The organism is Streptomyces violascens, from assembly GCF_014649955.1.
Lineage (GTDB): Bacteria > Actinomycetota > Actinomycetes > Streptomycetales > Streptomycetaceae > Streptomyces > Streptomyces violascens.
Map to the genome: position 1 here is coordinate 426,148 of NZ_BMUA01000002.1, position 18,217 is coordinate 444,364.

At 72.3% G+C, this 18,217-nt stretch carries 21 protein-coding genes; 14 read left to right on the forward strand and 7 right to left on the reverse strand.

Going from position 1 to position 18,217, the window contains the following annotated elements; all coding sequences use genetic code 11:
- The first annotated feature begins 8 nt into the window (after positions 1–8).
- Positions 9–665, forward strand: a complete 657-nt coding sequence (locus IE206_RS07025) for an ABC transporter permease (protein ID WP_189961129.1) — start codon at positions 9–11, stop codon at positions 663–665.
- A 9-nt stretch (positions 666–674) separates the two neighbouring features.
- On the opposite strand, the gene IE206_RS43895 is transcribed toward IE206_RS07025, so the two are convergent.
- The 5 genes from IE206_RS43895 to IE206_RS07045 form a co-directional block, all read right to left on the reverse strand.
- Positions 675–749 carry a hypothetical protein gene (locus tag IE206_RS43895; RefSeq protein WP_465270266.1) on the reverse strand — a complete coding sequence of 25 codons (75 nt, stop codon included), beginning with the start codon at positions 747–749 and terminating at the stop codon, positions 675–677.
- A gap of 54 nt (positions 750–803) precedes the next feature.
- The gene (gene ybaK, locus IE206_RS07030) at positions 804–1,310 is read right to left on the reverse strand and encodes a Cys-tRNA(Pro) deacylase (protein ID WP_189961130.1); all 507 of its coding nucleotides are present in this window, start codon (positions 1,308–1,310) and stop codon (positions 804–806) included.
- 17 nt (positions 1,311–1,327) lie between these two features.
- Positions 1,328–2,107, reverse strand: coding sequence for an LON peptidase substrate-binding domain-containing protein (locus tag IE206_RS07035; protein ID WP_189961131.1), 780 nt, complete (start codon positions 2,105–2,107; stop codon positions 1,328–1,330).
- A gap of 5 nt (positions 2,108–2,112) precedes the next feature.
- Positions 2,113–3,150, reverse strand: a complete 1,038-nt coding sequence (locus IE206_RS07040) for a hypothetical protein (RefSeq protein ID WP_189961132.1) — start codon at positions 3,148–3,150, stop codon at positions 2,113–2,115.
- Between the two features lie 200 nt (positions 3,151–3,350).
- Positions 3,351–4,955, reverse strand: coding sequence for an oxidoreductase (locus tag IE206_RS07045; RefSeq protein ID WP_189961133.1), 1,605 nt, complete (start codon positions 4,953–4,955; stop codon positions 3,351–3,353).
- Between the two features lie 135 nt (positions 4,956–5,090).
- On the opposite strand from IE206_RS07045, the gene hisD reads away from it, so the two are divergent.
- The 10 genes from hisD (at position 5,091) to IE206_RS07095 (ending at position 13,365) form a co-directional block, all read left to right on the forward strand.
- On the forward strand, positions 5,091–6,422 hold the full coding sequence (gene hisD / locus IE206_RS07050) for a histidinol dehydrogenase (protein ID WP_189961134.1): 1,332 nt from the start codon (positions 5,091–5,093) through the stop codon (positions 6,420–6,422).
- Positions 6,419–7,531, forward strand: a complete 1,113-nt coding sequence (locus IE206_RS07055; RefSeq protein ID WP_189961135.1) for a histidinol-phosphate transaminase — start codon at positions 6,419–6,421, stop codon at positions 7,529–7,531. The genes hisD and IE206_RS07055 overlap by 4 nt, the downstream gene beginning before the upstream one ends.
- A complete protein-coding gene (gene hisB, locus IE206_RS07060) occupies positions 7,528–8,121 on the forward strand; it encodes an imidazoleglycerol-phosphate dehydratase HisB (protein ID WP_114035753.1) in 594 nt (197 codons plus the stop codon). Before IE206_RS07055 ends, hisB begins: the two co-directional genes overlap by 4 nt.
- 2 nt (positions 8,122–8,123) lie before the next feature.
- Complete coding sequence (locus IE206_RS07065) at positions 8,124–8,288, forward strand: CG2302 family histidine operon protein (protein ID WP_189961136.1); 165 nt, start codon at positions 8,124–8,126, stop codon at positions 8,286–8,288.
- Entirely contained in the window at positions 8,285–8,929 is a 645-nt protein-coding gene (gene hisH, locus IE206_RS07070; RefSeq protein WP_189961137.1) for an imidazole glycerol phosphate synthase subunit HisH, read from the forward strand. Before IE206_RS07065 ends, hisH begins: the two co-directional genes overlap by 4 nt.
- Positions 8,929–9,657, forward strand: a complete 729-nt coding sequence (gene priA, locus IE206_RS07075; protein ID WP_189961138.1) for a bifunctional 1-(5-phosphoribosyl)-5-((5-phosphoribosylamino)methylideneamino)imidazole-4-carboxamide isomerase/phosphoribosylanthranilate isomerase PriA — start codon at positions 8,929–8,931, stop codon at positions 9,655–9,657. Before hisH ends, priA begins: the two co-directional genes overlap by 1 nt.
- Positions 9,654–10,055, forward strand: a complete 402-nt coding sequence (locus IE206_RS07080; RefSeq protein ID WP_189961139.1) for a RidA family protein — start codon at positions 9,654–9,656, stop codon at positions 10,053–10,055. The genes priA and IE206_RS07080 overlap by 4 nt, the downstream gene beginning before the upstream one ends.
- Positions 10,052–10,807 (forward strand): imidazole glycerol phosphate synthase subunit HisF, encoded by a 756-nt coding sequence (hisF, locus tag IE206_RS07085; protein WP_189961140.1) that lies wholly within the window; start codon positions 10,052–10,054, stop codon positions 10,805–10,807. Before IE206_RS07080 ends, hisF begins: the two co-directional genes overlap by 4 nt.
- Before the next feature lie 631 nt (positions 10,808–11,438).
- Positions 11,439–12,026 carry an ArsR/SmtB family transcription factor gene (locus IE206_RS07090; protein WP_189961141.1) on the forward strand — a complete coding sequence of 196 codons (588 nt, stop codon included), beginning with the start codon at positions 11,439–11,441 and terminating at the stop codon, positions 12,024–12,026.
- Positions 12,027–12,093: 67 nt separating this feature from the next.
- Positions 12,094–13,365 (forward strand): MFS transporter, encoded by a 1,272-nt coding sequence (locus IE206_RS07095; protein ID WP_226598769.1) that lies wholly within the window; start codon positions 12,094–12,096, stop codon positions 13,363–13,365.
- Here the strand turns inward: IE206_RS07095 and IE206_RS07100 are convergent.
- On the reverse strand, positions 13,362–13,994 hold the full coding sequence (locus IE206_RS07100) for a TIGR03085 family metal-binding protein (RefSeq protein ID WP_189961143.1): 633 nt from the start codon (positions 13,992–13,994) through the stop codon (positions 13,362–13,364). The genes IE206_RS07095 and IE206_RS07100 overlap by 4 nt on opposite strands.
- An 83-nt stretch (positions 13,995–14,077) precedes the next feature.
- Here IE206_RS07100 and hisI point away from each other — a divergent pair, with 83 nt between their 5' ends.
- The gene (hisI, locus tag IE206_RS07105) at positions 14,078–14,428 is read left to right on the forward strand and encodes a phosphoribosyl-AMP cyclohydrolase (protein WP_189961144.1); all 351 of its coding nucleotides are present in this window, start codon (positions 14,078–14,080) and stop codon (positions 14,426–14,428) included.
- A gap of 2 nt (positions 14,429–14,430) precedes the next feature.
- Positions 14,431–15,915 (forward strand): anthranilate synthase component I, encoded by a 1,485-nt coding sequence (locus IE206_RS07110; RefSeq protein ID WP_189961145.1) that lies wholly within the window; start codon positions 14,431–14,433, stop codon positions 15,913–15,915.
- On the opposite strand, the gene IE206_RS07115 is transcribed toward IE206_RS07110, so the two are convergent.
- Positions 15,905–17,134: a S53 family peptidase gene (locus tag IE206_RS07115; RefSeq protein WP_373300880.1), complete on the reverse strand. Its 1,230-nt coding sequence runs from the start codon at positions 17,132–17,134 to the stop codon at positions 15,905–15,907. The genes IE206_RS07110 and IE206_RS07115 overlap by 11 nt on opposite strands.
- A 308-nt stretch (positions 17,135–17,442) precedes the next feature.
- Here IE206_RS07115 and IE206_RS07120 point away from each other — a divergent pair, with 308 nt between their 5' ends.
- The gene (locus IE206_RS07120; protein ID WP_189961413.1) at positions 17,443–18,099 is read left to right on the forward strand and encodes a TIGR02234 family membrane protein; all 657 of its coding nucleotides are present in this window, start codon (positions 17,443–17,445) and stop codon (positions 18,097–18,099) included.
- Positions 18,100–18,217 lie beyond the last annotated feature (118 nt).

Below are 18,217 nucleotides of genomic sequence, written 5' to 3' on the forward strand. Positions count from 1 at the left end.
ATGTCAGGGTGACCGCACCTCTGACACCGCCCCATCAGCAGCCCCCGGGCAACGACCCGTGGCAGACGAACACCGCGGGATCGCACCCCGGGCCCGTCGAGGAGGTGCCCGCGATGAAGAAGGACCTGCGGGACGCGGTGCTCGTCGCCCTCGCCGTGACGCTGGCCGGGGTCGCGCTCGGGCTGCTGTGGCTGTGGCTGGCGCCGAAGGTGCCGCTGATCGCCGACGACAAGGCCGTCTTCCTCAAGGACACCGAGGGGGAGGAGGCGATAGGCGGTGACGGAACGTTCATCTTGCTCGCGCTCGGACTCGGCGTGCTCAGCGCGGCCGCCGTCTTCCTGTTCCGCAGGAAGGGCGGCATCGCCCTGGTCGCCGGCCTCGCGGTCGGCGCGCTGCTCGGCTCGGTGCTCGCCTGGCGCCTGGGTATCTGGCTCGGCCCCAACCAGGACGTGGTCGCCGCGGCGAAGGCGGCCGGCAAGGGCGTCACGTTCGACGCCCCGCTGAAACTCGACGCGAAGGGCGCGCTGCTCGCCTGGCCGATCGCCGCCATGGCCGTCCACCTGGGCCTCACGGCGCTGTTCGGGCCCCGGGACCCGGATCCGGTGTGGCACGTGCCGCCGCTGGAGGATCCGGGACCGGGAAAGCCGGACGCGGCCGGCCTCTGACGGTGCGGGTCAGGCCGGGCGCCTCCCGTGGTTGGCCCGGCCCTTCTTGATGCGCCACTTCCGCTTGCGGGTCCGCTTCGACATGGGCGTACCTCCCGCCCTCGGGTTCTAGTCGAGGACGAGAGGTACGTCGAGACCCTAGGGGGTGCCCGGTACCCGCCCGATCGGCGCGAGCAGGGCCCCGGTGAGGGCCGCCAGATCGGCGGGGGACAGCTCGACCTCCAGGCCGCGGCGGCCCGCCGACACGCAGATCGTGGCGTGCGCGGACGCAGAGTCGTCCAGGACCGTGCGCAGCCTCTTGCGCTGGCCGAGCGGCGAGATCCCGCCGCGCACATAGCCGGTGGTGCGCTCGGCGGCCGCCGGGTCCGCCATCGCGGCCCGCTTGCCGCCGACCGCCGAGGCCAGCGCCTTCAGGTCGAGCGATCCGGCCACCGGGACCACCGCGACCGTCAGCTCGCCGTCCACGTCGGCGACCAGCGTCTTGAACACCCGGTCAGGGGTGACCCCCAGAGCCTGCGCCGCCTCGTCCCCGTACGAGGCCGAGGACGGATCGTGCTCGTAGGCGTGCACGGTGAACGCGGTGCCCGCGTTCACCAGGGCCACCGTCGCCGGGGTGCCCCCGCTCTGCTGCTTCTTCTTGGCCAACTCGGCTCTCCCGTAGGTCAGTTGGGGCTGGTCGGGGCGCGCGTCAGGTCCACCGCCGGGAGCGAGGGCAGGTGGCGGATGACCGCGGTCTCCGCGCGAAGGAGCTGGAGCTCCTCGCGCAGCCGGGTCGCCGTGTCGGGCGCCTGGAGCAGGCGCTGCTTGGCCGGGACGTCCAGGACCGCGGCCGCGGCGACCAGATAGGACACCACCGAGGGCTCGTCGGGCAGGTCCGCCGTGCCGGCCAGGGAGCGCTCCCTGGCCCCCGCGAGCCGCTTCTGGTAGGAGCGGAACGCGCGCAGGACGCCCTCGGCGAGCGCGCCCGCCTCCTCGCCCGGCTCCTCCGGGATCTCCTCGTACTCGGCCGTCAGATACGGCCCGCTCGCGTCCACCGACAGGATGCGGATCCGGGTGGTGCCCGTGGCGAGCACCTCGAAGCTGCCGTCCGGGCGCTCCCGGATGGTGGCCGCGTCCGCGACGCAGCCGACCCGGTGGAAGGCCTGGATCGGGTCGGACCCGAAGCCGGCCGCCGGGCCCTTCTCGGGCTGCGCGGTCTGGTCGGGCAGCCCGGGGGCGGTCGGCGCGACCTCCCGGCCGTCGCGGATCGCCACGACGGCGAAGCGGCGCGGCTCGTCGCCGGCCTCGTCGCCGGATCCGGAGGGGCCCGAGGCGTCGGTGCCGGTCTTCAGCAGATCGCGCATCATGGCGCGATAACGCTCCTCGAAGATGTTCAGCGGCAGGACGAGCCCGGGGAACAGGACCGAGTTGAGCGGGAAGAGCGGAAGGCGTGCGGTGGTCACAACGCTCAAGCGTAATGGCCGTCGGACCGGGCTCGTCCGGGCTTCTGGCGGTCCCGTCCCCACGGCATGCCCGCGGCGACCTCGGTTCGTACGAACTCGCGCAGTTCCAGGAACTGCCCCAGCGGGTCGGCGGCGAGATGCAGCCACGGGAAAGACGTGGCGTACGGCCCGATACGCCGGAATTCCTCCAGCGTCTCCGGCCAGCGTCTGCGCACGACCAGCACATAGGCGAGCAGATTGCGGACCTCGGCCGGCCACGGGTCGCCCGGCTCGTAGGCGGCGGACAGCTCGATGCCGAGGTCGGCCGCCGCGTCGATCCGCTCGTACGGGATGGCCCGGCCCGCGCCGCCCGCCAGGTAGGCGAAGGCCGCGCGGGCCGGGAGCGCGCGGATCAGGGAGCCGGGCAGCGAGTCCTCGGCGGCCCGCTCGGCGAAGTCGAAGCACTCGCGGTGCGAGCCGTACCACTGGGCCGAGAGGTACTGGAGCGCCGCCACATGACAGCCGTAGTGGTGCGAGGAACGGCGTATGGCCTCGCCCCACAGTTCCTCGAAAACGGTGTGCGGCGCATGGGTGCCGCGGGCGTGGTCGAGCGCGATCCGCCAGGGCACCGGGTCGGACGGGTCGCCGTCGGCCGCCGAGTGGATCAGCGGCGCCACCTCGCGCAGCCGCTCGGCCCGGGCGGGCGAGCCCCAGGCCTGGACGATCGCGAGCTCCGCCTTGACGAGCAGAGCGTCCGGGTCGCGGGGCGCGTCCGCCAGCCAGTTGGCGAGCCAGTCCGGTCTGCCGACCGCGAAGGCCGCGAGCCGGACCGTGTAGCGGTCGCGGTTCTCCCACTCGGCCAGCTCGCGGGTGGTGGCGAGGAGTTTCGCCGCCGCCTCGTACTCGCCGAGCGCGGCCGAGACCAGCGCGGGGGCGAGCCGGGCGTCGGGGGCATCGAGCAGCACTTCCGGGCCATCGGGCATCCCGGCGGCAAGAAGAGGCGTGTGCCTGGCCCGCCGTGCGGTGCGGATCAGCGCGGATACGAAAGTCATGGTGCGGACCATTGAAATCCGCAGGTGGGGGCGGCGCCAGGGGGGCCACTGTGAAGCTTCTGTATCGGTGGTGAGGGTTGTACGGCACGGAGTCAAGGCCCGGCAAATTCAGTCGGCCGCGGCTCGCGCGGAGCGCGTGAAGACCCTGCGCGGAGCCCGCGAAAACCCTGCGGACCGCGTACGAGAACCTTCGGTTCCGCCTGCCCGGGAACTCACCCCCTCCGCAGCAGCCGGGAGGCGCCCGCCGCCACCGTCGTCGCCAGGATCCAGCCCAGCAGGATCAGCAGGGCGGCCCCCCACTGCCAGGTGCCGGTGAGCTTCCAGTAGCCGTCCTGGCCCAGGTTGACCACCGGGATGAGGAGGTCGAGCGCGAAGAGCGCCGCGTTCCACTCGGGGTGCTCGTCCGCCTTGATCGGCCGGGGGTCGTAGTGCGAGAAGGCGAGGGTGCCGGCCGCCCACAGGACGGCCATCCACAGCGCGGCGCGGCCCGGCCGGTAGCCGTAGGCCACCGTCAGGTCCTGGAGCACGCCCCACGCCTTCGCGGCCAGCGGCAGCGTCTCGCGGCGCCTGCGCTGCTTGGCGAGCAGCACCTCGCGGGCGTCCGCGTCCTCGCCGCTGCCCCGCAGCACGGCCGCGAGCCGCTCGTAGGGTTCGGGCGCGTACTCGGGGGTCGCGGCCGTCACCCAGTCCAGGCGCTCGGCCAGCGTGAACGTGCCGATCGGGATGAGGTTCTCGTAGGCGAAACCGTTCATCGTCAGGTGGCCGGGACCCGGCCAGCTGTCCGCCATGTCGACCAGGTTGCCGACCCGGGCCCCGGAGAGCACCACCTTGCCGCGCTCGGGACGCTGCCCGGTGAAGCGCAGCTCCGGCGTCTGGATGCGGCGCAGCGACAGCTCCTGGGTGTCGGTCATCACGACCCGGGACTGCGCGAGGTCCACCGCGTCCCCGAACCGCCCGTCGTCCAGGCGCAGCCCGCCCCGGCATTCGAACGGCTGGATCAGGGTGCCCCGCACGGGCGTGTTGGTGTAGTTCGTCCCGTACGGCGGCGTGGTGCCCGCCTGGTTGCCGCTCGGGTAGACGGCCGCCGAGGTCAGGTACAGGGTCCGTTCGACGATCAGCTGCGGGGCGTTCAGGGCCCGCTGGCCGTCCGGGTTGATCAGCCTGCTGCCGCGCAGGCTCAGCGTCACGCCGACCTTCGCGGCGCGCAGGCTCAGCTCCCCGTACGACTCGATCAGATCGGCCTGGAGGTCCTGGGCGACCGAGAGCCCGTCGGCCGCGATCGAGCGGCCGTTGCGGTCGCTGTGCACCACGGCCTGGCTGATCAGGAGGTCGGTGCCGATGTGCGCGTCGGTCAGCCGGATGCCGCCCGCGACCCGGCAGCGCGGCAGATGCAGATCGCCCGCGGTGGTCAGCCGGGCCGCCTCGATCCGCGGAATCGAGCAGCGCACCATGCGTACGGTCGTGAAGTGGGCCTCGGGGAGCAGGAGTTCGTTCTCGAACCGGCAGTTGTTCAGCTCGACGTACGGGGTGATCGTGCCGCCCGACAGGTTGAGCGTGCCGGTGATCTGCACCCCGTTCAGCTTCAGCGCGGCGACTCGCCCAGGCAGCGCGGGCGGACCGCTGAGCAGAAGCAGCGCCACCACCCGGGCCCGCACGCTGCGCTCGGGCCCCCAGGGGCGCGTCGCGAACGGATCGTCGCGCACCGGATTGCGGGTGCGCAGATCGTAGGTACTGCCGTTGCGGAAGGCCTGCCACATGCCGAGCTCCGCCGGGCTGAGCCAGTCCGGAGCCTCACCAAGATCGGGCGCCTCGGTCAATGCCGTCCCCCTCGCCGTCCACCCTGACAGGAGGAACGCTAGTGGCCACGGGTGACAGCGGGTGACCCCCGGGTTGCGTATCAGCCACTGATACAGGCGTCCAGTGCTCCGGAGCCGTCTGAGAGAATTGGATACGTGATCTCCCGAATCGATCTGCGCGGCAACACCCTCCCCGAGGGTGGCGCCCTGCGCGACCTGCTGCCCCGTGCCGAGTTCGACGTGGAAGCCGCCCTGGAGAAGGTGCGGCCCATCTGCGAGGACGTGCATCATCGTGGCACGGCGGCGCTGATCGAGTACGCGGAGAAATTCGACGGTGTGAAGCTGGACCGGGTGCGGGTGCCGGCCGAGGCGCTCAAGGAAGCCCTGGCCGAGCTCGACCCGCAGGTCAGGGCCGCTCTGGAGGAGTCCATCCGGCGCGCCCGCATCGTGCACCGCGAGCAGCGCCGTGCCGCGCACACCACCCAGGTCGTGCCCGGCGGCACCGTCACCGAGAAGTGGGTGCCGGTCGAGCGCGTCGGGCTGTACGCGCCCGGCGGCCGCTCGGTCTACCCGTCCTCCGTGATCATGAACGTGGTCCCCGCGCAGGAGGCGGGCGTCACCTCCATCGCGCTCGCGTCCCCGCCGCAGGCGGACTTCCGCGGTCTGCCGCACCCCACGATCCTGGCGGCGTGCGCGCTGCTCGGCGTCGACGAGGTGTACGCGGCGGGCGGCGCCCAGGCCGTCGCGATGTTCGCGTACGGGACCTCGGGCGAGGACGGATGTGCGCCCGCGAACATGGTGACCGGCCCCGGCAACATCTGGGTCGCCGCCGCCAAGCGCTACTTCACCGGCCGCATCGGCATCGACACCGAGGCCGGCCCGACCGAGATCGCCGTCCTCGCCGACGACACCGCCGACCCGGTGCACGTCGCCGCCGACCTGATCAGCCAGGCCGAGCACGACCCGCTCGCGGCCGCCGTCCTGGTCACCGACTCCCTCGCGCTCGCCGAGGCGGTCGAGAAGGAGCTGGAGCCGCAGGTCGCGGCCACCAAGCACATCGAGGACCGGATCAGGCCGGCGCTCGCCGGGCGCCAGTCCGCGATCGTCCTGGTCGACTCGATCGAGGACGGCCTCAAGGTCGTCGACGCGTACGGCGCCGAGCACCTGGAGATCCAGACCGCCGACGCCGCGGCCGTGGCGGACCGGGTCCGCAACGCGGGCGCGATCTTCGTCGGCCCCTGGGCCCCGGTCTCGCTGGGCGACTACTGCGCCGGCTCCAACCACGTGCTGCCCACCGGCGGCTGCGCCTGCCACTCCTCGGGCCTGTCCGTCCAGTCCTTCCTGCGCGGCATCCACATCGTCGACTACACGCGCGACGCGCTCGCCGAGGTCACCCACCACGTGGTGACCCTGGCCGAGGCCGAGGACCTGCCCGCACACGGGGCCGCCCTGAAGGCGCGTTTCGACTGGAAGGTGCCGCAGAAGTGACGAACATCAACATCGACGACCTTCCCGTACGGGACGAGCTGCGCGGCAAGTCCCCTTACGGCGCGCCCCAGCTGGACACCCCCGTCCAGCTGAACACCAACGAGAACCCGTACCCGCTGCCCGAGCCGCTCGTCGAGCGGATCGCCGAGCGGGTCGCCGAGGCGGCCCGGGGGCTGAACCGCTACCCCGACCGCGACGCGGTGGAGCTGCGCACCGAGCTGGCGAAGTACCTCACCCGCACCGGCAAGCACCCGGTCGCCGTCGAGAACGTGTGGGCGGCCAACGGGTCCAACGAGGTCATCCAGCAGCTGCTCCAGACCTTCGGCGGCCCCGGCCGCACCGCGATCGGCTTCGAGCCCTCGTACTCGATGCACTCGCTGATCGCCCGCGGCACCGGCACCGGCTGGATCTCGGGGCCGCGCAACGAGGACTTCACCATCGACCTCGCCGCGGCCGAGCAGGCCATCGCCGAGCACGCGCCGGACGTCGTCTTCATCACCTCGCCCAACAACCCCACGGGCACCGCGGTCGCCGCCGAGACGGTCCTCGCGCTCTACGAGGCGGCCCAGGCTGTCAAGCCCACGATGGTGATCGTGGACGAGGCCTACGTCGAGTTCAGCCACCGCGACTCGCTGCTCCCGCTCATCGAGGGGCGCCCGCACCTGGTCGTCTCGCGGACCATGTCGAAGGCCTTCGGCGCGGCCGGGCTGCGCCTGGGCTACCTCGCCGCGCACCCCGCGGTGGTCGACGCCGTCCAGCTCGTCCGCCTGCCCTACCACCTGTCCGCCGTCACCCAGGCGACCGCGCTCGCGGCCCTGGAGCACACGGACACGCTGCTCGGCTACGTCGAGCAGCTCAAGCGGGAGCGTGACCGGCTGGTCGCCGAGCTGCGCGCGATCGGCTACGAAGTGACCGAGTCGGACGCCAACTTCGTCCAGTTCGGCCGCTTCGACGACAGCCACACCGTCTGGCAGCAGATCCTCGACCGGGGCGTCCTGGTCCGGGACAACGGGGTTCCGGGATGGCTGCGGGTCACCGCGGGCACCCCGGCCGAGAACGACGCGTTCCTCGACGCGGTCCGTCAACTCAAGAAGGAGCAGAGCGCATGAGCCGCGTTGGCAGAGTGGAACGCACCACCAAGGAGACGTCCGTCCTCGTCGAGATCGACCTCGACGGCAGCGGAAAGGTCGACGTGTCGACAGGCGTCGGCTTCTACGACCACATGCTCGACCAGCTCGGCCGGCACGGCCTGTTCGACCTCACCGTCAAGACCGACGGCGATCTGCACATCGACAGCCACCACACCATCGAGGACACCGCGCTCGCCCTCGGCGCCGCCTTCAAGCAGGCGCTCGGCGACAAGGTCGGCATCTACCGCTTCGGCAACTGCACCGTCCCGCTCGACGAGTCGCTCGCCCAGGTGACCGTCGACCTGTCGGGCCGCCCCTACCTCGTGCACACCGAGCCCGAGAACATGGCGCCGATGATCGGCGAGTACGACACGACGATGACCCGGCACATCTTCGAGTCCTTCGTCGCCCAGGCCCAGGTCGCGCTGCACATCCACGTACCGTACGGACGCAACGCCCACCACATCGTGGAGTGCCAGTTCAAGGCGCTCGCCCGGGCGCTGCGCTACGCCTCGGAGCGTGACCCGCGCGCTGCCGGAATTCTTCCTTCCACCAAGGGTGCCCTGTAAGCATGAACGGTCTCAACACCATCCTGATCGTGGTCGGCCTCTTCCTGATCGGCGGAATCATCTCCTTCGTCAAGCAGGGGATGCCGAAGAGCCTGATCGTGCTCCTGTCCATCGGCGCCGCGATGTGCCTGGCCGCCGGCATCCTGCGACTGGACGTCTGGTCATGAGCGCAGCAGCCAAGAAGATCGTCGTCTTCGACTACGGCTTCGGCAACGTACGGTCCGCCGAGCGCGCCCTCGCCCACGTCGGCGCCGACGTGGAGATCACCCGCGACTACGACAAGGCCATGAACGCCGACGGGCTGCTCGTTCCCGGCGTCGGCGCGTTCTCCGCCTGCATGAAGGGCCTGCGCGAGGCCCGAGGCGACTGGATCGTCGGGCGCCGGCTCTCCGGCGGCCGCCCCGTCATGGGCATCTGCGTCGGCATGCAGATCCTCTTCGAGCGGGGGATCGAGCACGGCGTCGAGACCGAGGGCCTGGACGAGTGGCCCGGCGTCGTCGAGCCGCTGAATGCCCCGGTCGTGCCGCACATGGGCTGGAACACGGTGAAGGCCCCCGAGGACAGCGAGCTGTTCGCGGGCCTGGACGCCGAGGCCCGCTTCTACTTCGTGCACTCCTACGCCGTACGCGACTGGAGCCTCGAAGTCACCAACCCCAAGATCCGTGCCCCCAGGGTCACATGGGCCACCCACGGCGAGCCGTTCGTCGCCGCGGTGGAGAACGGCGCGCTGTGGGCCACCCAGTTCCACCCCGAGAAGTCCGGCGACGCCGGAGCCCAGCTGCTCACCAACTGGATCGGAACCCTGTGATGGCTGCCAAGCTCGAACTCCTTCCCGCCGTCGACGTCCGCGACGGCCAGGCCGTACGCCTCGTCCACGGTGAGTCCGGCTCCGAGACCTCCTACGGCTCGCCCCTGGAGGCGGCCCTCGCCTGGCAGCGCTCCGGCGCCGAGTGGCTGCACCTGGTCGACCTGGACGCCGCGTTCGGCACCGGCGACAACCGCGCGCTGATCGCCGAGGTCGCGGGCGCCATGGACATCAAGGTCGAGCTCTCCGGCGGCATCCGCGACGACGCCTCGCTTGCCGCGGCCCTCGCCACCGGCTGCACCCGCGTCAACCTCGGCACGGCGGCCCTGGAGACCCCGGAGTGGGTCGCCAAGGTCATCGCCGAGTTCGGCGACAAGATCGCGGTCGGCCTGGACGTGCGCGGCACCACGCTGCGCGGCCGCGGCTGGACCCGTGACGGCGGCGACCTGTACGAGACGCTGGCCCGCCTGGACTCCGAGGGCTGCGCGCGCTACGTCGTCACCGACATCGCCAAGGACGGCACGCTGACGGGCCCGAACCTGGAGCTCCTGCGCAACGTCTGCGAGGCCACCGACAAGCCGGTCGTGGCCTCGGGCGGCGTCTCCTGCCTGGACGACCTGCGAGCGATCTCCGAACTGGTCCCGCTCGGCGTCGAGGGCGCGATCGTCGGCAAGGCCCTGTACGCGAAGGCCTTCACGCTGGAAGAGGCGCTCAAGGTGGTTGCCGCATGAGCGACGAGATCCGCAAGATCTCTTCCGGCGGCCCCTGGGAGGAGCGCTTCGGCTACTCCCGCGCCGTCGAACTCCCGGGCGGCCTTGTCCTGGTTGCCGGTTGTACGTCGGTGACCAACGGCCGCATCGACGAGGGCGGCCCGTACGAGCAGACGGTCGCCGCCTTCGGTGTGGCCTTCAAGGCGCTGGAGGCCCTGGGTCTCGGCCGCACCGATGTGGTCCGCACCCGTATGTACATCACCCATGCCCGGGACGTGGACGATGTGGGCCGGGCCCACAAGGAACTCTTCGACGACGTGCGCCCGGCGGCCTCGATGCTGATCGTGTCGGGCTTCGTGGACCCGAGCCTGGTGGTAGAGGTCGAGGTAGAGGCGTACCGGGGAGGTTCTGGATCATGACTCTGGCCGTACGAGTAATCCCCTGCCTGGACGTGGACAACGGCCGGGTGGTCAAGGGCGTCAACTTCCAGAACCTGCGCGACGCCGGCGACCCGGTCGAGATGGCCAAGCTGTACGACGCCGAGGGCGCGGACGAGCTGACGTTCCTGGACATCACGGCGTCCTCCGGCAACCGCGAGACCACGTACGACGTGGTGCGGCGCACGGCGGAGCAGGTCTTCATCCCGCTGACGGTGGGCGGCGGCGTGCGCAGCGCGGACGACGTCGACAAACTGCTCCGGGCGGGCGCGGACAAGGTGGGCGTGAACACGGCCGCCATCGGCCGCCCCGACCTGATCCGCGAAATCGCGGAGCGCTTCGGCCGCCAGGTGTTGGTCCTCTCCGTGGACGCCAGGCGCACCCAATCGGGCTCCTTCGAGGTGACAACCCACGGCGGCCGCAAGGGCACGGGCATCGACGCGGTCGAATGGGCGCACCGGGCGGCCGAGTTGGGGGCGGGGGAGATCCTGCTCAACTCGATGGACGCGGACGGTACGAAGGACGGCTACGACACGGAGATGATCGCGGCGGTCCGCCGCCACGTGACCGTCCCGGTCATCGCCTCGGGCGGCGCGGGCACCCTGGCCCACTTCCCCCCGGCGATCGAGGCGGGCGCGGACGCGGTTCTGGCGGCGTCGGTCTTCCACTTCGGCGATCTGCGCATCGCGGAGGTCAAGAACACGCTGAGGCTGGCGGGCCACCCGGTCCGCTGACCCTGCACGGCCCCTGGCGGGGCTGATGCGGGCCTCCCTGGACTTGCGCCCCGGCCCCCGGGCCCGCCTTCGCCCGCGGGCCGTGGGCGGCGGGTCGCGCAGTTCCCCGCGCCCCTGGTGGATTCGGTGCGGCACCCTCGGCCTGTTCGGGCGTTGGGCCTTGGGCCTTGGCGTGTTCGGCTGGGTCGCGGGTGGTCGCTCGCGCCGTTCCCCGCGCCCCTGGCGGGGCTGATGTGGGGCTTCTCCGGGCTGTGCCCGGAACCCCCTGGCGCTTCTTCGGCTGCGGGTCGTGCGTGGTTGCTCGCGCCGTTCCCCGCGCCCCTGAGCAGGGCCGGTGCGGGCGGCCCTGGACTGCGGCCCGGACCCCTCCGCCTGCCGACTGTGCGGTACGGGCATTCCCAGCCCGTCATGGGGTCCCCCTGGCCCTTGAGGCCTTGGGGGAGTTTGAGGACGAGCGCCCTTCAGGCGCGAACGGGGTCTGGGGCGGAGCCCCAGGAGTCAGGCTCAGCCGATCCACACCCCCGGAGGGTCTCGGGAAGGGGCGGGGCGGGGGATCGACCCGCGAACGATAAGCAGCACTTCTTGCGCAATTTTTATTGTGCAACATTTCTTTTCTATCTAGCCTGAACCCATGGCACCCCAGGGCAACCGCAGAATCACCGACGTAGACACCCTCAAGGCCTTCGGTCACCCCCTCCGCACGAGGCTCTACCGCGCGCTCTACAACGCCCGCTCCGCCACCGCCTCCCAGCTCGCCGACCAGGTCGACGAGGCCGTCTCCCTCGTCAGCTACCACCTGCGCAAGCTCGCCGACCACGGCCTCATCGAGGAGGCCGAGTCGCAGGGCAAGGACGGGCGGGAGCGCTGGTGGCAGCCCGCGTCGGACGGGATCAGCTACCGCCACGAGGACTTCAAGGACGCCCCCGAGAAGGTCGCCGTGCACACCTCGGTGACCCGGCTCCTCCTGGAGCAGCGGATCGAGCTCTACCGCGCCTTCCTCGACGCCATGTCCGCCTGGCGCGAGGAGTGGGTCACCGCCTCGTTCAGCAGCGAGTACATGGCCCACCTCACGCCGGCCGAACTCACCGCGCTGGACGAGGAGTTGGATGCCGTGCTGGGCAAGTACAAGCGGCGCGGCGAGGCCGCCGTCGCGGCGGGCGACACCGAGGGGCGCGAAAAGGTCGCGGTCCACCTGTACGGCTTCCCCTTCCGTGGCTGACGAGGACTCCCGCGTCTGGCCAGGACTCCCGCGTCTGACGAGGACTCCCGCGTCTGAGAGGACTTCCGTGTCCGAGAGAACCCCGGCCCCGCCGGAACCCGCCACCCTCTTACCGGCCGCCCCCGCCCGCCCCGCCCACCGGGACGGCAACGTGCTGCGGTGGCTCGCCGCGTACACCTCCTCGCTCGTCGGCGACAGCGTGTACTACATGGCGCTGGCCTGGGCCGCGGCCCGTTCCGGGAGCCCGGGGCAGGCCGGGCTCGTGCTCGCGGTGGGCGCTGTGCCGAGGGCCCTGCTCATGCTCGGCGGCGGCGTGGTCGCCGACCGGTTCGGGCCGCGCCGGGTCGTCATAGGCAGCGACGCCGCCCGCAGCCTGATCATCCTGGGCATGGCCGCGACGCTGCTGGTCACGGGCCCCGAGTTGTGGCTCCTGATCGTGCTCGCGCTGGTCTTCGGGGCGGTCGACGCCGTGCTGCTGCCCGCGCTCGGCGCGCTGCCGCCCAGGCTGACCGGCCCCGGCGAACTCGCCCGGGTGCAGGGGCTCAAGGGGCTCGGGGCGCGGGTCGCCAACATCGCCGGGGCCCCGCTCGGCGGGCTCGCCGTGGCGCTCGGCGGGACCGCGGCCACCTTCGCCGTGGCGGGCGTGCTGTTCGCCGCCTCGACCGCCCTGCTGGTGGGCGTACGCATCGCCCGCCTCCCCGGTGACGACCGAGAGGCCGAGGAACCCCCGCTGCGGGAGCTCGCCGACGGGCTGCGCTACATCCGCCGCCACGCCCTGCTCGCCCCGCTGATGCTGGTCATAGCCGTAGGCGAGCTGGGTTTGGCCGCCCCGTTCAACATCGGGCTCACCCTGCTGGCGAAGGAGCGGGGCTGGGGCGCGGCCGGCATGGGCTGGGTCGTCGCGGCGTTCGGGGCGGGCGCGGGGGCCGCCTCGCTGCTGCTCTCGGTACGCGGCAGGCTCCCCCGCGCCGGGCTCGTACTGCCGGTGTCCCTGCTCGGCGGCGCGACCGCGACAGGCGCCCTGGCATACACCCCCTCGGTGGCGCTCGCCGCCGTCGCCGGGGCCGTCGTCGGCCTGCTCGCCGGGCTGAGCGGCGCCCTGTGCGGGGCCCTGGTGCAGACCGCGACGGAGCCCGGCCGCCTCGGCCGGGTCTCCGCGGTGTCGTCCCTGTTCACGATGGGCATCGCACCGCTCGGCTATCCGCTGGCGGGCGCGGCCACAGGCGCCTGGGGCACCACGCCCGTGTTCCTGGCCGGCGCGGCGGTGTGCGCGATGGGCGCGGTGATCGGACTCGCCTCGGGCCACCTGCGCCGCGCCGAGCTGCCCAGGACCCCCTAGATCCCGAGCTTCGCCTCCAGCGCCCGCGTGGAGGCCTCCTTGTCGCCCTCCAGCTCGACCTGCGCCGCCTCCTGGCGCCCGTGCGCGAACAGCGTCAGCTCGCCCGGCTCGCCGGTGACCGTCACCACCGGGGTGCCCTTGTGCGCCACCGCCGTCTGCCCGTCCGGGCGGCGCAGCACGATGCCCACCGGCGACTTGCGGCCCATCACCCGGGCCGCCTTCTCCAGGCGGGACCACAGCGCGTCCGAGAACACCGGGTCGAGCTCGCGGGGCGTCCAGTCCGGCTGCGCCCGGCGGACGTCCTCGGCGTGCACGTAGAACTCCACCGCGTTGGCGCCCTCGTCGATCTGCTTGAGGCTGTACGGCGAGTACTTCGGCGGCCCGGTGCGGATGAGCTGGATCAGTTCCTCGTACGGCTTCGCGGCGAATTCCGCCTGGACCCGGTCGAGGCGGTTCTTCAGGGCCGGGATCACGATCCCGCCCGCCGCGTCGAGGCGCCGCTCGCGCACCACGACATGGGCCGCGAGTTCGCGGGCCGTCCAGCCCTCGCAGAGGGTCGGCGCCTCGGGGCCCACCGCCTCCAACAGGTCGGCGAGCAGAAGCCGTTCACGCTTGGCATGGGTCGACATGTCCGCCAGCGTACGGCCGCCGCCGTCGTCCGGACAGTGGACGCACCGCCCGGCAGCCCCTTGGGCCACGGCAGAATGGGGTCATGACCAGCAATCTCGACCCCGCCATCGCCGCCCGCCTCAAGCGCAGCGCCGACGGTCTGGTCCCGGCCATCGCCCAGCAGTACGACACCGGCGAGGTGCTCATGCTCGGCTGGATGGACGACGAGGCCCTGCACCGCACCCTGACCACCGGCCGCTGCACGTACTGGTCGCGCAGCCGTCAGGAGTACTGGGTCAAGGGGGACACCTCCGGGCACGTCCAGCACGTGAAGTCGGTCGCCCTGGACTGCGACGCGGACACCGTCCTGGTCAAGGTCGACCAGGTGGGAGCCGCCTGCCACACCGGGGACCGCACCTGCTTCGACGCCGACGTGCTCGACCTGGGGAAGTAGTCATGGACCTCGACACCTTCCGCAAGCTCGCCGTCGACCGCCGCGTCATCCCCGTGCACCGGCGCCTGCTCGCCGACGGTGACACGCCGGTGGGCCTCTACCGCAAGCTCGCCGCCGAACGCCCCGGCACCTTCCTGCTGGAATCCGCAGAGAACGGGCGCTCCTGGTCGCGGTACTCCTTCGTCGGCGTACGCTCCGACGCGACCCTCACCGCCCGCGACGGCGAGGCCCACTGGATCGGCACGCCGCCGGTCGGCGTCCCCACTTCGGGTGATCCTCTGGCGGCCCTCAAGGCCACCGTCGAGGCCCTGCACACCCCGCGCGACCTGGTCGCGGGGATGCCGCCCTTCACCGGCGGCATGGTCGGCTACCTCGGCTACGACATCGTGCGCCGGCTCGAAAAGATCGCCGAGCACGGGGGCGACGACCTCCGGCTCCCCGAGCTGACCATGCTGCTCACCTCGGACCTCGCCGTACTCGACCACTGGGACGGCTCGGTCCTGCTGATCGCCAATGCGATCAACCACAACGACCTCGACACCGGCGTCGACGAGGCGTACGAGCACGCCGTGGCCCGCCTCGACGCGATGGAGGCCGACCTCGCCAAGCCCGTCACGTACGACCCGGTCGCGCTGCCCGCCTCCGCGCTGCCGGAGTACACGGCGCTGTGGGGCGGCAAGGCCTACCAGGACGTCGTCGAGGACATCAAGGAGCGCATCCGAGCCGGCGAGGCCTTCCAGGTGGTGCCCTCCCAGCGCTTCGAAACCCCGTGCGCGGCAAGCGCGTTGGACGTCTACCGGGTGCTGCGCGCGACCAACCCGTCGCCGTACATGTACCTGTTCCGCTTCGACGGATTCGACGTCGTGGGATCGAGCCCCGAGGCGCTCGTCAAGGTCGAGGACGGGCGCGCCATGCTCCACCCGATCGCCGGGACCCGGCCGCGCGGCACCACCCCGCAGCACGACCAGGCGCTCGCCGACGAGCTGCTCGCCGACCCCAAGGAGCGCGCCGAGCACCTCATGCTCGTCGACCTCGGCCGCAACGACCTGGGCCGGGTGTGCGAGCCGGGCTCGGTGGAGGTCGTCGACTTCATGTCGATCGAGCGGTACTCCCATGTCATGCACATCGTGTCGACCGTGACCGGACGGGTCGCCGAGGGACGCACCGCGTTCGACGTCCTGACGGCCTGCTTCCCGGCCGGCACGCTCTCGGGTGCCCCCAAGCCCCGCGCGATGCAGATCATCGAGGAGCTCGAACCCAGCCGCCGCGGGCTCTACGGCGGCTGTGTCGGCTATCTCGACTTCGCCGGGGACTCCGACACCGCGATCGCGATCCGCACCGCACTGCTGCGGGACGGCACCGCGTACGTGCAGGCCGGAGCCGGCGTGGTCGCCGACTCCGACCCGGTCGCGGAGGACGACGAGTGCCGCAACAAGGCGGCCGCCGTCCTGCGCGCGGTGAACACGGCCAATCTGCTCAGCCGGTGAACGCGGCGGTCCCGTTCGGGGTGCCGAGCCCCGTCGGGCCGTCGTAGCCGCTGCCGCCCTTGCACAGGTAGGCCGGCGAGCAGCTGCCGTTGGAGCCGCCCGTCACGTCGTTGAGCGAACCGGTGTGGGCGTACGGGAACGAGGCAGGCGTGGAGCCCGACGACGGGGTGCCCGCCAGCGCGTACACCGCGGCGATCAGCGGCGCGGAGGCGCTGGTGCCGCCGAACACCTCCCAGCCCGGGTCGCCGCCGTAGGTGTCGTACACCGCGACACCCGTGGCCGGGTCGGCGACCGCCGAGACGTCCGCGACGGTCCGCTTCGCGCAGCCGGTGTCCTTCTGCCAGCTCGGCTTCGCGTCGTAGCCGGAGCAGCCGGAACCGGCGTCGCTCCACGCGCTCTCGGTCCAACCGCGGCTGTTGGAGGCGGAGTTGAGCGAGGTGCCGCCGACCGCGGTGACGTAGCGGGAGGCCGCCGGGTACTCGGTGCCGTAGCCCCCGTCACCGGAGCTCACCGTGATCGCGACGCCCGGGTGGTTGAAGTACTTGGTGTCGTACGAGGTGTCGGAGGAGGACTCGCCGCCGCCGTAGCTGTTGGAGACGTACTGCGCGCCCAGCGACACCGCCGTGTTGACGGCCGTGCCCAGGTTGGCCATCGACGCCGACTTCGCCTCGACCAGCAGGATCTTGCAGTTGGGGCAGGCCGCGCTGACCATGTCGAGGTCGAGGGATATCTCCTCGGCCCAGCCGGCGTCGGCGCCGGGCAGGGTCGAGGTGCCGGTCTGGCCGACCTTCTTGAAGCAGCCGTTGGCGACCGTGCAGGCCGGAAGCCCGTACTGGGAACGGTACTTGGCGAGGTCGGCGGCCGCGTTGGGGTCGTCGTAGGCGTCCACGATCGCCACGGTCCTACCGGAACCTGCCGTCGAGGACGGCAGCTTGTACGCGGACTGGATCGAGGCGGGGCCGTAGCCGGAGGGCGCGGCTGCGGCGGTCAGCGCGCGCTCGGCGTCGGCGGACTTCACCGTGCCGCCGGTCACCTTCAGGGCCTTGCAGGCCATGACGTCCTTGTGTGTCGGGGCCGCGCAGGAGCGGACGGTGGTGACGTGCGCCGCGGACGCCGCGGCGGAGGGGCCGGCGGCCGCCTGGGCGAGGGGAGTTGCCAGGGCGAGCGCTGCCGCGGCCAGGGTGGCGGCCAGGGCGGTGGGGGAGAGGGATCTGCGCAACTTACTTCCTCCGTGAGGTGGGTTGACCAGGAGACGTGCGGGTGCGCTGTGCGGGCCGTGCCGCGTGGTGCGCGACCCGGACCGGCGGTGAACCTAGGGGTGACCTGCTCATGCCAACAAGAAGACGGCGGGAATCTCTATCGCCGCTTTGCCTTCGAGGCCCGTTCGGGGACAGATCCCGGGCGCTTCGCGGGCAGCCGATGGGCGATCGATGGCCGAGCGCTTGCCTGCCCTTGGTTCCCCGTGGGCCGCTCCGCGTGGGAAGGACGCGGGCCCCGGGTGCGGCGCCGGGCCGCGCGCAGGCGATAGTGGAGTACGTGAGTGCCGCATCCGTACCCCAGCCCCGTGCCGAAGCAGCCGCGCCGTCCGCCCGCGGCGGCGGCCGCCGCAGCCTGGCCGCCGCGCTGCTCGCCGGCGCCGTCGGCGCCGCCGTCGTCCTCATGGCCTCGGGCCAGACCTGGGCGCACGGCCAGGCCGCCGTCGGCGGTGGCGCGCTGCCGCTGAAGGCCTCCGGCGGCGACATCACCGGCGTGCCCTCCGCCCTCGCGATCGTCGGCCTGGCCGCCCTGGTGGCCGTCTTCGCGGTACGCGGCCCGGGCCGCGTCGTGGTCTCGGTGCTGCTCACGCTCAGCGGCGCCGGAGCCGCCGTGACCGCCTGGCTCGGCGTCAGCGACAGCGCCGCCCTGGACGAGAAGGCGGCCAAGGCCAGCGGAGACGCCGCCGCCACGATCACCGCGCTCACCCACACCAGCTGGCCCTACGTCGCCGTCGCGGGCGGCGTCCTGCTGCTGCTGGCCGGGCTGCTCGCGCTCCGCTTCGGCACGTCCTGGCCCGCGATGGGCGGCCGCTACGAACGCGACGGCACCCCCCGCCCCCGCAAGGCGCGCACCGCGCCCGACCCGGAGCGCCCCGAGGAACTCTGGAAGGCACTGGACCGCGGCGAGGACCCGACGCGCGAGAGCTGACCCCCGCACTCGGGCATCCGTTCCGGTGCGGGACAATGGCGTGGAGCGTCGGGTTCGACGACAGCGGCGGCAGCGGACAGGACGCCGGTAACAGCGCCGACAGCAGCGCCGACAACGA